General features: G+C 44.1%; 13 protein-coding genes. 4 read left to right on the top strand and 9 right to left on the bottom strand.

The genetic code is table 11. From position 1 onward, the window contains the following. Positions 1–61 precede the first annotated feature (61 nt). Positions 62–1513, bottom strand: a complete 1452-nt coding sequence (locus C1S73_RS23485) for a cobyric acid synthase (RefSeq protein ID WP_038870692.1) — start codon at positions 1511–1513, stop codon at positions 62–64. A 163-nt stretch (positions 1514–1676) separates the two neighbouring features. Between C1S73_RS23485 and C1S73_RS23480 the strand changes: the two genes are divergently transcribed. Continuing rightward, on the top strand, positions 1677–2048 hold the full coding sequence (locus C1S73_RS23480) for a YgiW/YdeI family stress tolerance OB fold protein (RefSeq protein WP_038870691.1): 372 nt from the start codon (positions 1677–1679) through the stop codon (positions 2046–2048). 166 nt (positions 2049–2214) lie between these two features. Continuing rightward, positions 2215–2745 (top strand): hypothetical protein, encoded by a 531-nt coding sequence (locus C1S73_RS23475; RefSeq protein WP_038870690.1) that lies wholly within the window; start codon positions 2215–2217, stop codon positions 2743–2745. Positions 2746–2839: 94 nt separating this feature from the next. On the opposite strand, the gene C1S73_RS23470 is transcribed toward C1S73_RS23475, so the two are convergent. From C1S73_RS23470 to C1S73_RS23460, 3 genes are all read right to left on the bottom strand, one after another. Then, positions 2840–3517 (bottom strand): ATP-dependent zinc protease family protein, encoded by a 678-nt coding sequence (locus C1S73_RS23470; RefSeq protein WP_038870689.1) that lies wholly within the window; start codon positions 3515–3517, stop codon positions 2840–2842. Between the two features lie 12 nt (positions 3518–3529). Then, entirely contained in the window at positions 3530–4717 is a 1188-nt protein-coding gene (locus tag C1S73_RS23465; RefSeq protein ID WP_038870688.1) for an amino acid aminotransferase, read from the bottom strand. A gap of 155 nt (positions 4718–4872) precedes the next feature. Next, the gene (locus tag C1S73_RS23460; protein ID WP_038870686.1) at positions 4873–5730 is read right to left on the bottom strand and encodes an AraC family transcriptional regulator; all 858 of its coding nucleotides are present in this window, start codon (positions 5728–5730) and stop codon (positions 4873–4875) included. Positions 5731–5882: 152 nt separating this feature from the next. On the opposite strand from C1S73_RS23460, the gene C1S73_RS23455 reads away from it, so the two are divergent. Continuing rightward, positions 5883–7268, top strand: coding sequence for an MATE family efflux transporter (locus C1S73_RS23455; RefSeq protein WP_038870684.1), 1386 nt, complete (start codon positions 5883–5885; stop codon positions 7266–7268). A 139-nt stretch (positions 7269–7407) separates the two neighbouring features. Here C1S73_RS23455 and nrdG read toward each other — a convergent pair whose 3' ends face one another. Both nrdG and nrdD read right to left on the bottom strand, forming a co-directional pair. Beyond that, complete coding sequence (nrdG, locus tag C1S73_RS23450; RefSeq protein WP_038870682.1) at positions 7408–7878, bottom strand: anaerobic ribonucleoside-triphosphate reductase-activating protein; 471 nt, start codon at positions 7876–7878, stop codon at positions 7408–7410. Positions 7879–7963: 85 nt separating this feature from the next. Continuing rightward, positions 7964–10084: an anaerobic ribonucleoside-triphosphate reductase gene (nrdD, locus tag C1S73_RS23445; RefSeq protein ID WP_038870680.1), complete on the bottom strand. Its 2121-nt coding sequence runs from the start codon at positions 10082–10084 to the stop codon at positions 7964–7966. 308 nt (positions 10085–10392) lie between these two features. On the opposite strand from nrdD, the gene C1S73_RS23440 reads away from it, so the two are divergent. After that, positions 10393–11256: an endonuclease/exonuclease/phosphatase family protein gene (locus C1S73_RS23440; protein ID WP_038870678.1), complete on the top strand. Its 864-nt coding sequence runs from the start codon at positions 10393–10395 to the stop codon at positions 11254–11256. Here the strand turns inward: C1S73_RS23440 and C1S73_RS23435 are convergent. From C1S73_RS23435 to C1S73_RS23425, 3 genes are read right to left on the bottom strand one after another with little or no spacing between them, the layout of a single operon-like run. Then, a complete protein-coding gene (locus C1S73_RS23435; RefSeq protein WP_038870676.1) occupies positions 11253–11693 on the bottom strand; it encodes a YeeE/YedE family protein in 441 nt (146 codons plus the stop codon). The genes C1S73_RS23440 and C1S73_RS23435 overlap by 4 nt on opposite strands. Positions 11694–11707: 14 nt before the next feature. After that, entirely contained in the window at positions 11708–12121 is a 414-nt protein-coding gene (locus tag C1S73_RS23430) for a YeeE/YedE family protein (protein WP_373413044.1), read from the bottom strand. A 13-nt stretch (positions 12122–12134) separates the two neighbouring features. Next, positions 12135–12428: an ArsR/SmtB family transcription factor gene (locus C1S73_RS23425; protein ID WP_005435229.1), complete on the bottom strand. Its 294-nt coding sequence runs from the start codon at positions 12426–12428 to the stop codon at positions 12135–12137. Between the last annotated feature and the right edge of the window lie 149 nt (positions 12429–12577).

The following is a 12577-nucleotide window of genomic DNA, read 5'->3' as shown; positions in this document are numbered from 1 at the left end:
GATGAATGAGTGGAAAGCAATCTCCACTTTTATTTATGCTTCAGACAGTTAAAAACTGGTTTTATTTGAACAGAAAGTCAAGATTCATATGTTGTTCTATCGCATCTGCAATTCGATTAATGCCCTGTTCTTTGAGCTGTTCAAAGTCTTGTTGTTTGATTTGAGTGCCGTTTACCCATTCTGAAACAAGGCTCAAGACATCTGCCTCATCGAAGAAGCCGTGTAGGTAGGTTCCCATGATTTGGCCACATTCACTAAGCGCGCCTTCTGCTTCGCCAGAATTTAACTTGATAGGTTGAGCGCCCTGCACTTCACTTCTTCCCACATGGATTTCATAACCTTTCACATTAGCTTTTTTGCCGTTAAGAGAAAGCTCTGCTCGTGTGTTTGTAAGCTGTTTGCTATCGGTTAGAGTTGTTGTGATGTCTAACAAACCAAGGCCTTCACTACGACCAGGCCGGCCCTCTACACCATTTGGGTCATCAATTACGTTGCCAAGCATTTGGTAGCCGCCACAGATGCCAATGACTTTGCCGCCCAAGCGAATGTGGCGTTGAATGTCTTTGTCCCACCCTTGGCTACGTAGATAATCCAAATCGTCTCGGACTGATTTAGTACCCGGCAAGATAACGAGATCGGCTTTATCGATCTTCTCACCTTTGCCAACGTAGCGAAGGTTAATGTCTGGATTTAGACGCAACACATCAAAATCAGTATGGTTACTAATGCGCGTTAAAACTGGTACCACGACATTGAGTTTCACTTGTGAAGACAGCTCTTGTTGATCCGTAATAGCATCTTCTGCTTCAAGGTTTAACCCGTGAAGGTACGGCAATACTCCGAGTACAGGCTTGCCCGTTTTATCTTCTAGCCAATCAAGACCAGATTCAAGCAAGCTGATGTCGCCACGGAAGCGATTAATTACGAAACCTTTAACGCGCGCTTGTTCAGATTCGGATAGCAACGCTAGTGTCCCGTAAAGATGGGCAAACACGCCACCGCGGTCGATATCTGCAATAATAATGACGGGAACGTCTGCTTCCTCGGCAAATCCCATGTTGGCGATATCATTTTCTCTTAAGTTGATTTCTGCTGGACTGCCGGCGCCTTCAATCATCACGGATTCGAATTCTTCGGTCAGTTTAGAGAAAGAGTCTAATACCGTGCCCATTGCGACTTTTTTGTAATCGTGAAAGCCGACAGCGTCCATATTGGACAATGCTTTACCTTGTAAGATAATTTGAGCGCCCGTATCGCTGTTTGGCTTAATCAACACAGGGTTCATATGAACCGTAGGCTCGACGTTGCAGGCTTGCGCTTGAACGGCTTGAGCACGTCCAATCTCACCGCCATCTTTCGTTACTGCACTGTTTAAAGCCATGTTCTGCGGCTTGAACGGGGCAACTTTTATCCCTCTACGAGCTAATACACGGCATAAACCTGCCACAAGGACGCTTTTTCCGGCATCTGAAGTTGTGCCTTGAACCATTAATGAAGGGATTGGTGATTTCATGAACGTTTATTAAGAGAAAAAAGAAGGTGAACAATCATAACGTTATCTCAGCATAGGACTCAAGAAAATGAATCGAATATGAATGTTCGAATCAGTAATGGTTCAAATAAGGTTTGTTTTAATAGCACCATCAAAACGAACACTTTAATAGAGAAACCAAATTATGAAAAACACTGTTATCGCTACTATCGCTGCACTTGCTATCGCTCCTACTGTTGCAATGGCTAAAGACCACAACCACGGTCAATCAAGCATTCAATTTAATGGTCCTGTAACGGTTGAAAAAGTCGATGCATTGATTAAAGACTCAAGCATGTTCACTGAGAAAGACGTGGTCGTAGAAGGCAACCTACTTCGTCAAACACGCTCAGACCAGTTTATCTTTAGCGATGGCTCTGGCGAGATCATGGTTGAGTTGGACGACGACATCCGTCTAGCAACACCAATTGACCAGACTACAAAAGTTCGTCTATTTGGTGAGTTTGAAGGCGGTAGTAAGCCAGAGATCGAAGTTGAACACTTAGTGGTGATGTAAGCACTGCTCTCTTGCCGCTTAATTGGGCGTCATCACTATGATCATAAGCACTCTGTCCTAGTGTTTAAGGTGACGGGAAACACCTGAAATGATATTTTGTAAATATTGGTCTGCATTTTGCAGACCTTTTTTTCGTTCGTATTATTTTTCTTGCCCGGAGACACCCATGCTAGGTAAAGCTCTAAAGGTTGCTGCCTTTGGTTTGTGCGCTGTTTTGCCACTTTCTGCTCACGCAAACAATTTCAACTACAACACAATGGAATTCCGCATGGGTACCAGCCCAGGTACGTTTGGTGGGGAAGTCACAACCTACTTTACTGAAAATACGCATTTTATTGGACGTGCTGATAGTGAATTCAGTGGTGATTGGGATGTTGCAGGCGGTATTGGCTTCAATGGTCCTGCAGGCCAATTTGCTGATATTTATGGTCAAATGTTGGTTCACAACATCAAACAAGACAATGGCGACGGTGATGAGTGGAAAACAGAAGTAAACATCGGCACTCGAGTCTGGTTTATGCAGAACATTGAACTACATGGTCGTATTGGCCAACTGATTGACAACGATGACTCTAAGACTATCTATAACCTAGGTGCACGCTTTCACTCTACGCAACAACTGTCGTTGGGTGCGGATTTAAAAAATAACGGTACTTACGGCCAACAGCTTGTTTTATCAGCACGCTTTGCTTACTAAGTTGTTCGACATTAAAGTTCAATAACGCATTGATATTATGTAAAAAAGCCTCTCGAATGAGAGGCTTTTTTTGCTTGCTACGTGAAGCAGAGATTTACTTGCCGCTTGGCTTGTTTTGAACATACTTCTTAGATACGTCTACAACAGCAACGTCGCGGAAGAAGCTTCGACCAAGTAGGATTGGGAAATTCATGTGGCCTCGCTCAGCCAGTGTGAATTCCGTTTTCTCTTTTAGGTCACCAACTTGAATGTAAGCTACAACAACAGCGCGCTTATCTACTTCTTCTGAAGAGGATTGACGAACTTTTGCCCAACGTTCAACAGGTAACTTGAACTCTTTGCTCGCTTTACCATTAATATCGATTTTAAACTTAACCCAGTCTTTACCATCTCGTTCAAACGGCACTATTTCTGTCGCGCTGATTGATGATGTGGTTGCACCGGTATCGACGCGACCTTTAAATGTTTGGTCAATGTCTGGTACATAAACCCACTCTTCCGAACCAAGGATCAACATGCCATCAGGTGTTTTCTTTGCCTGCGGTGGTTTTGCCGGTTTAGGATCGGGTTTCTTCTCAGGCTTAGTTTCCGGTTTTTGTTCCGGCTTCACCTCGGGTTTTGGGTCTACTTCTGGTTTTACATCCGGTTTTTCTACCGGCTGCTCCACGACTGGTTTTTCTGGCTCAACAGGCTCAGTCGTCGTCGGTGTCGACGTACAAGCAATAAGACCACCGCTCATCATTAGCGGCAGAATCAGTTTCCAGTTCTTCATTAACTCTCCCAATTAACGTTGAGATATTTTTTGGATCGCGTCAGCAACGTAAGGAATATGAGTTTCGGTTAAACCAGCGATGTTGATTCGACCATCACCGACACCATAAATGCCATAATCTTCACGCAGTTGCGCCATTTGGTTTTCACTAAAGCCTAGCACAGTAAACATGCCTTTGTGACTCTCAATGAAATCAAATTGATCTGTATTATGGTTGTTTTTCAATTCGTTACACAAAGTTTGACGAAGATTCAACAAGCGCTGCTGCATTTCGTTCAATTCTTGTTTCCAAACGGAAGTGAGGCTTGCATCTTGAAGAATGGTTTTTACTAATGCTGCGCCGTGATCTGGCGGCATAGTGTATGTTGAACGTGCTAGCGTAAGCAGTTTACCTTTCGCATTCGCCACATCTTTTGCATTCTTGCCGATCACAATCGCTGCACCGGTACGTTCACGGTACAAACCAAAGTTTTTAGAACAAGAAGTCGTGATCAGCATTTCTTCAACGTTGTCAGCCATAAAGCGAAGACCTTTTGCGTCTTCTTCTAAGCCGTCACCAAAACCTTGGTAAGCAATATCTACGAATGGCGTAAAACCATTTTTTTGAGAAAGCTCAGTGATTGTCTGCCACGCTGAAAAATCAATATCTGCACCCGTTGGGTTGTGGCAACAACCATGCAGAAGTACTACATCAGAAGGACCAGCTTTAGAAAGGTCTTCGAGCATTTTTGCTGTATCGACTTGCTTGGTTTCTGGAGAGAAGTAATGGTAGAACTTAACTTTCAGCCCAGCCGCTTCCATCACTGGTTTGTGATTTACGTAGCTAGGGTTTGAAATCCAAACCGTTGTATCTGGTTGTGCGACCTTCATTAGGTCACCCAGCATACGCAATGCACCACTTGCTCCAGGCGTTTGAATAGCAGCAACGCGATCTGTGGCTGATGTTCCCGTTAGAAGGAGGTCGATCATGCTTTGGTTGAATTCTTCACAGCCTGCAAGACCAACATAAGACTTAGTCTTTTGGTTCTCAACGACCACTTCTTGTGCCATTTGAATGGCTTTCATGATTGGTGTTTCGCCAGCGCTGTTTTTGTATACGCCAATACCAAGGTCAACCTTGTTAGGGCGTTCATCGCCGCGGTATGCGACGGAAAGAGATAAAATAGGATCTAATACAGGAGTTGGTAGATTAGAAAGCATGAAAGTCATAACCCTTTGAAATTCAAGTATCGAACCTCACGGTAACACTTTCGTTAAAAATGGCGAAAGGATTTTTAACGGATTTCATCAATTAGAGGACAAAATACTGGGAACGAACGCGTTTTATGATCTCAATCGGTTATAAAAAGAACGATTCACTCATCCGAGTTTGAGTCAAGTTTACCATTCTTTCTAAATTCACGTGGGGTCATGCTCGACCAGGCTTTAAAACGGGTACTGAAGTTCGCACTAGTAGGATACCCCACGATTTCACCAATGTGTTGAATTGACCATTCTGTCGAACGCAACAATCGAGCTGCATATTCCATCCGCATGCGTGTGAGATGTGCTATCGGACTTCTTCCAAATTGTTGCTGAGTTAAACGATGAAGGTGCGGCTCAGAACAAGGATATAACGCTGCGAGTTGTTCAACTGTCCAATCTTTATGAAGTTGCCGTTGCACTAGATCGAACACACGTCGTAGTTTTAATTGATTACGCGAAAGGGAATCTGAGTGTGGCATATTTAGCATAAGCTCTAATTGAGCAACACTGTGAGCTCCTACCTCACCTCCGTAGTCAATAGGCAAGTTGATACTGCGCAGTAGCGTTTGAATGCAGGAATACAGCACTTCTGGTGCAGGGGTCAGTTGGTATTCGATCTCTTCATTAACCATTGGCCATTCTTTATCTTGTGAAAGGAAAACCCAAGCGATTTGCCATGTTTCATCTTCCATTCCAAATCCATTTTCCGTTCCAGCTGGAACAATTACTAATGACCCCGATTCTAACTCATATCGACATGCCCCGCTCTCTAGCCAACCTCTTCCACGGACGGTGTATAACAACATGTGCTTTTTTTGGTTTTTGCGATAAACGGAAAAAAAATCTCGGCAAGTAGCGATTCCACATTGGACAATACCGCGTTCTTCAAGCGCAAGTACACGGGTATGATCGATGAATTCTTGATAGGTTTTATCTGAAATGGTGTAGCGTTCTTGTTTTTCTTCCATGATTCATCGACTCACTAAGGTACTTTCGTCTCGGAGTTAGAGTAACTCCCACAGAGACTGGATAGTTTCGCAAAACTATTGGATGTCTTTGAAAAATACACCGCTAAATCATGTGGATAAACTACTCGCATTATTCTTAGAGGAGAAATGCGATGCTCTTAACACGTCAATACATAGACAAAGCATTTTGGAAAAAACTGGTTGCGATTGGCGTTCCTGTCTCGCTCCAATCTATGCTGTTTTCGTTGCTCGGAGCCGTGGATATCTTCATGGTTAGTCAACTTGGTGAGTCCGCTACCGCTGCGGTGGGTGTCGGTAACCGAATCTTTTTCTTTAACCTTGCTGTGGTGTTTGGTTTGTGTGGGGCTGTAACGGTTTTAGCCTCTCAATATTATGGTTCGGGGAACCTTGCGGGAATAAGACGAACACTCGCTCAATCTTGGTTTATTTCGTTGGTCGTGACCTTGCCGTTTATCTTGTTGTATGTGGTTTACGACAAAGAGATTGTCTCTTTTATGGCGGACGACCCCGAGTATGTTGGGTACGCGAGGGAATACTTGGTGGTAACTGGATTGAGTTTGATTGGCACAGCTGTCGTTGTTCCCATTGAATCGGTGTTGAGATCAGTCGGTGAAGCTAAGATGCCGACTTACGTCAGTATTGCTGCCATTGTTGTAAACATCTTCCTCAATGCAGTTTTGATCTTCGGTTTACTTGGTTTTCCACAATGGGGCGTGTTTGGCGCAGCTGTGGGGACTTTGATTTCTCGATTCTTTCAAACGGCGATTCTGGTTTATTTCTTCTGTCGTCGATACGCGTATCTGCTCCCTACCCGTTCAGATTGGCGTGAAGGTACAATAAAGAAGTATCGGAACAAATATTTCAAAGTCTCTATGCCAATGCTGATCCACGATGCGTTGTGGACCGGCGGCCTGATTATCTACAGCATCATTTACGGTAAATTAGGCGTATCCGAACTGGCGATTATCTCTTTCCTATCGCCGATTGAAGGCGTATTGATTTCAACCTTTATGGGATTCGCTGTTGCCGCGTCTGTGTTGCTTGGGAATGACATTGGCGCTCAGCAATATGACCGTGTTGAGAAGACCGCTTGGTGGTATGTCTTAACCAGCGCCGTGCTCGCAACTGTGTTGTTTTTTGCTGTGTGGGTTAGCTCGCCTTTAATATTGAATTTACTGGAAATGAGCCCGCTCACAGACACACAAATGGCGCTGAATGTATGTTTAGTACTTGCGCTAGGCATGATACTGCGTGTGTTTAACATGGTTGGTATTGGGGGCGTATTAAAGAGTGGCGCTGATATTCGCTATAGCATTTTCATCGACACGTTTGGTCAATGGGCGATTGGTATTCCGCTTACCTACTACACTGGAATGGTGTTAGGTTTACCACTGCATTGGGTGCTGATGTCTCTACTGGTCGAAGAATTGGTAAAAGGCATTCTAACAACTCACCGAATTCAGTCTAAGCGATGGATTAATAACATGGTTGATGATGATTCCACTGTGACAGCGTAACTGAAGTGTTGTGCTATAGTAAGATCACAACAGCGCGACTCATCTATCGAGCAAAGCTTTAAAAGGACTCACACCAAAAGGGCACATTCGAATTATACGAATGTGCCCTTTTCATATTTAGCTTTCTTGTGTTTCACGCTTAAAGCTCAGTGAATCGATGGATAATTTGATTCGAGCTGCCTCGCCATTCTAGATTGAGGTCTCGTTTATCTTGCTCGTATTTGCCATCGATTAATGTGTCGATGTACTGAGTCACTTCGCGCTGTGCATCGTCTAGTTCTTCAAGCGTGTAACCTGTCCAAATCCAAATATCTTTGCCTGGGCACTCTTCTCTTACGCGTTTTACAAGCTTAAGAATGTGCGGCACGTTCGCTGGATGCAAAGGATCACCACCAGACAGAGATAAACCACGGCGTTTGATGCGCGTGTCGTTTAGGTCTGCAATGATTTTGTCTTCCGCTTCTTGCGTGAAAAACACACCAGAATCCAAGCGTTGCGTCGACTGGTTATAACAGCCGCGGCACTGGTGTACACAGCCCGACACAAATAGCGTGCAGCGTGTACCTGGTCCGTTAACAACGTCAATTGGATAATATTGGTGGTAGTTCATAATCGTGCCTTGTTTTGCTGGCTAGAAAAGAAAATCAACCCACGACAGGTTGATTTTCATTATTGGGTTTGAGCTTAAGTGAACCTTACAGGTGCTTAACTCGACGCTTCACTTCTTCTTGCTTACCGAAGTTAAACGGACGTGCATCTGGGCTGCCTAAGTAGCCACAAACACGACGTGTTACTGACACTTTAGTTGAGTCATGGTTGCCACAGCTTGGGCAAGTGAAGCCTTTACTTGTACAGTCAAACTCACCGTTGTAGCCACACTCGTAACACTCATCAATTGGTGTGTTTGTACCGTAGTAAGGTACGCGGGTGTAACTGTAATCCCATACGTTTTCTAGTGCTTCAACATTACGTTGCATGTTCGGGAACTCGCCGTAACAGATAAAGCCGCCGCTTGAGATTTCTGGGTAAGGCATCTCAAAGTCGATCTTGTCGTATGGGTTTACTGTTTTCTCAACATCTAGGTGGAAGCTGTTAGTGTAGTAACCCTTGTCTGTTACACCTTTGATTACGCCAAACTCTTTCGCATCGATACGGCAGAAACGGCTACATAGGTTTTCACTTGGCGTTGCGTATAGGCTGAAACCGTAACCGGTATCTTCTGCCCAGCCGTTTACTGTGTCTTTCAAGTGCTTAATGATAGCTACTGCTTTTTCGCGTAAAACAGCGTCGTCGTAAACGTGCGCTTCTGTACCGAATAGCGCGTTGATTGTCTCGTGTACACCGATGTAACCAAGAGAAATTGACGCACGACCGTTCTTGAAGATATCTGCGATTGAGTCGTCTGCTTTCAGACGAACACCACATGCGCCTTCCATGTAAAGGATCGGAGCAACGCGTGCTTTCACGTTTTCTAGACGAGAGATACGTGTTTCTAGCGCTTTACGAGCAAGACGTAGGCGATCGTTTAGAAGCTCGTAGAACTTCGCTTCACTGCCGTTTGCACGGATAGCGATACGAGGAAGGTTCAAGCTTACTACGCCAAGGTTGTTACGACCTTCGTGAATCAGCTCGCCGTTTTCTTCGTAAGTACCAAGGAAGCTACGACAACCCATTGGCGTTTTGAATGAACCCGTTACTTCTACTACTTTGTCGTAGTTAAGGATGTCTGGGTACATACGCTTGGACGCACACTCAAGCGCAAGTTGCTTGATGTCGTAGTTTGGATCTTCTGATTTATGGTTCAAGCCATCTTTGATGCCGAATACTAGTTTAGGGAATACCGCTGTTTTACGGTTCTTACCTAGACCTGCAATACGGTTTTTTAGAATAGACTTCTGGATCAGGCGTGACGCCCAACTTGTACCAAGACCAAAACCGAACGTAACGAATGGGGTTTGCCCGTTCGCCGTGTGTAGCGTGTTTACTTCGTATTCTAGAGATTGGAACGCGTCGTAACACTCTTTCTCAGTGCGTGATTTTGCGAACTCTTCTGGCTCAGCAATGTTCCACTCTTTTGCGATCTCTAGGTGTTTCTCGTAGCTTGTCATTACGTACGGTTCTAGTACTTCATCAATACGGTTGATGGTTGTACCACCGTATATGTGGCTCGCTACTTGAGCAATGATCTGTGCCGTTACTGCTGTTGCAGTCGAAATTGATTTAGGAGTATCAATCTCAGCGTTACCCATTTTAAAGCCGTGCGTTAGCATGCCTTTAAGATCGATAAGCATACAGTTAAACATTGGGAAGAAAGGAGCGTAATCCAAATCGTGGTAGTGAATATCACCTACTTCGTGCGCTTGAACCACATCGCGTGGAAGGATGTGTGTCTTCGCGTAGTGTTTCGCTACGATACCAGCCAACAAGTCACGTTGAGTCGGAATCACTTTACCGTCTTTGTTCGCGTTCTCGTTGATTAGATCTAGGTTGCTTTCTTCAATTAGACCTTCGATTTCGCGAGTTAGTGCACTTTGCTTCTCACGAGCGATGTCGCGATCGTGGCGGTATTCAATGTAAGAACGAGCTAGGGCTTTGTAAGGACCTTGCATGAGTTCATTTTCGACTAAGTCTTGAATCTCATGAATGTGAACTTCATCGTGATCCTGAAGCTGTAACTCAACTGCCAGAGCAACATTTAGTGCATAAATGGCGACATCTTTGTCTTTGTTTTCCGCTGCAGCTTCTACTGCTGCTTGAATACGATCCCTGTTGAACGGAGCTCTTGAGCCGTCACGCTTGATTACGATTGGTTTCACTTTTTCTCCTTACCCCAAAATACTCACAGACTTATCCACAAATACACTATATGGGGTTATTTCTTATTCTGATGACACAATATATTGTGGCGTATTTAACGAGAAGCACCAATTGAAAACATTGATTTTGATCAATAAAAAATGGGTAGCGAACAAGAACAAATCGATCTTATTGGCGTTGATCTCAGTTGCGAAGAAAACTGTGAAAATTGCAAAATTGGAGCGAAATCCACTTGCTTTTTTTAGAGGTCTTATAGGATAAAGGATGGAAAGGAATGCGCTAAAAGATAGGAGTGCGATAGACCAAAATGCGATCACTTTTTGTTACGACGATATTACTTTTTAGTTCTTTTTCATTTGCTCAAAATTCCGTCAACTTAACCAGCTGGAATATAGAATGGTTATCTATAAGTGGTGGTAAAGTTTCGAGAACACCACAAGATTTTGAAAAACTGGCCCACTATGTGGATAACACACAAGTTGATATTCTCGCTTTTCAAGAAGTCGAAAGTGCAGCTGCAATCCAAAAAACGGTTGGTAATGACTTCACTATTTATTTGTCTGATCGTGCGAGCACTTCTAATCGACATCTTCAGTTCAACGATACCAACCAGTACACAGGTTTCGCGGTACGCAATGGCGTAAACGTATTGGACAAGCCTGACTTTTCTATCACACGAGGCAACAGCAAGCTCCGCTTCGCCAGCTACCTTGTTTTGAATCCTAACCAAGACAACGAAACTCACCTACTCTCTGTACATCTAAAAGCGGGTTGTAGTGGTGCGTATCGCAATAACCGCGATTGTAAGATAGTGAAACAACAAGGACAGGCACTAGCCAAGTGGATGAAAGCGCGCGAGGACAATAAACAACACTATGTCGTGCTTGGCGACTTTAACCACAATTTGGGGTATCGCGGAGATTGGTTATGGGAAGTGCTATCGGACAATACCGATGCTAAGTTAGTGACCAAAAACACCAAAGCTGAATGCAAAGTGCGTTCTAATCGTAATCCGAATAAAACCCACCAATTCCGCTCGGTGATCGATCACATCATTATGAGTGGTGATTTAAAGGCGTCGTCTGGTGTTCAAACCGTTTTCAAAACACAAGATGTACTCGACTACAAACTGAGTGACCATTGCCCAGTGTCTACGACGCTCTCTTTTTAATGACGAACCACTCTTTTAGCGGTGAATGACCCAACCAACATTGCCGCTATAAAGAGCAGAACTTGTATGTTGCCAGTGAAAAGGCCGGCAACCGCAGGACCAGGACACACACCCAGTAAGCCCCAACCAATACCAAACAGTGCTGCACCACCAACTAGCTTTTTGTCTATCGTTTTAGAAGTTGGACATAAAATCTCATCACCAAACACAGATTCGCTTCTTGGCTTTATTAATAAAAGATAAGCAGGAACGAACACCGCAAGTGCTCCGCCCATAACGAAGGCTAAGCTTGGGTCCCATGCGCCGGTAATATCTAGGAAACCGATCACTTTTGCCGGATCAGCCATACCGGAAATCACCATACCCATACCGAAAAGCGCACCAGAAAATGCGACAATGGAAATTTGTTTAACATTTTTCATTACGTCAGTTTTCATAACGACACTATTCCTCACGATACTAGCAAGACGGTTAGCATGGCTGTCGCCATAAAAGTACACGTCGCGACAACAGAACGGACAGAGAAGCGCCCCATTCCACAAATGCCATGTCCACTCGTACAACCATTACCGATACGGGTACCGACCCCAACAAGTAAACCTGCAACGACAACTAAGATAAGAGAACTGCTGTACTCAGTTGGTACATGCCCGCCAAGGGCATAAACAGCAAACACACCGCCCAATGCCATCGCAATTAAGAAGACAATTCGCCAAACGCGGTCTGTATTCTCAATCGCGCCATTTAAGATCCCGCTGATTCCCGCTGTCTTACCTGTGAATAGCATCAGTATTACCGCTGATGCGCCAACCATGACGCCGCCTAAAAGCGACATCCAAGGAACTTCAAACATAACAACCACCAATATAAAGTCTGAATTATTGCTTACAGAAAACTTGGTTAAACGCTTCGATCAGCGGAGCGACTCTCCCATCAGAAATCGAATAAAACACCTGCTGAGACACCTTTCGAGCTTTGATGATGTCGTGTTTTCTCAATACGGTGAGGTGTTGTGAAAAGGCTGATTGGCTTAATGTTGAGCCTTCAAACAGTTCACCGACTCCTTTTTCGCCTTCAATCAGCTTGCACATCACGATTAAGCGCTCTGGATGAGCCATAATTTTAAGTAGCTCACTCGCTTCGGTCGCGCTTTGTAGCATACTGTCGCCCATTCTTATGTCCCTTCATCAATACGTTAAGTTTCATTAGATATTACTAATTAATATTATTAAGTCAATGCTAATGTAGTTAAATTAACATTAGACGTGGCTAATTTATTTAAGTAAGGTGTAGGCGTTTTCAATCATTCAGTAGGAGAAAT

The organism is Vibrio jasicida 090810c (assembly GCF_002887615.1).
GTDB lineage: Bacteria > Pseudomonadota > Gammaproteobacteria > Enterobacterales > Vibrionaceae > Vibrio > Vibrio jasicida.
The sequence above is the reverse complement of the archived record's forward strand: the minus strand, read 5'-3'. Positions and strand labels throughout refer to the sequence as shown.

What these genes read in the sequence shown, in the direction of transcription:
- C1S73_RS23455 (WP_038870684.1), top strand. Translation starts at nt 5,883, where the DNA reads ATGCTCTTAACACGTCAATACATAGACAAAGCATTTTGGAAAAAACTG.
- C1S73_RS23485 (WP_038870692.1), bottom strand. Translation starts at nt 1,513, where the DNA reads ATGAAATCACCAATCCCTTCATTAATGGTTCAAGGCACAACTTCAGAT.
- C1S73_RS23465 (WP_038870688.1), bottom strand. Translation starts at nt 4,717, where the DNA reads ATGCTTTCTAATCTACCAACTCCTGTATTAGATCCTATTTTATCTCTT.
- C1S73_RS23435 (WP_038870676.1), bottom strand. Translation starts at nt 11,693, where the DNA reads ATGAAAACTGACGTAATGAAAAATGTTAAACAAATTTCCATTGTCGCA.
- nrdG (WP_038870682.1), bottom strand. Translation starts at nt 7,878, where the DNA reads ATGAACTACCACCAATATTATCCAATTGACGTTGTTAACGGACCAGGT.
- C1S73_RS23460 (WP_038870686.1), bottom strand. Translation starts at nt 5,730, where the DNA reads ATGGAAGAAAAACAAGAACGCTACACCATTTCAGATAAAACCTATCAA.
- C1S73_RS23425 (WP_005435229.1), bottom strand. Translation starts at nt 12,428, where the DNA reads ATGGGCGACAGTATGCTACAAAGCGCGACCGAAGCGAGTGAGCTACTT.
- C1S73_RS23475 (WP_038870690.1), top strand. Translation starts at nt 2,215, where the DNA reads ATGCTAGGTAAAGCTCTAAAGGTTGCTGCCTTTGGTTTGTGCGCTGTT.
- C1S73_RS23470 (WP_038870689.1), bottom strand. Translation starts at nt 3,517, where the DNA reads ATGAAGAACTGGAAACTGATTCTGCCGCTAATGATGAGCGGTGGTCTT.
- C1S73_RS23480 (WP_038870691.1), top strand. Translation starts at nt 1,677, where the DNA reads ATGAAAAACACTGTTATCGCTACTATCGCTGCACTTGCTATCGCTCCT.
- C1S73_RS23440 (WP_038870678.1), top strand. Translation starts at nt 10,393, where the DNA reads ATGCGATCACTTTTTGTTACGACGATATTACTTTTTAGTTCTTTTTCA.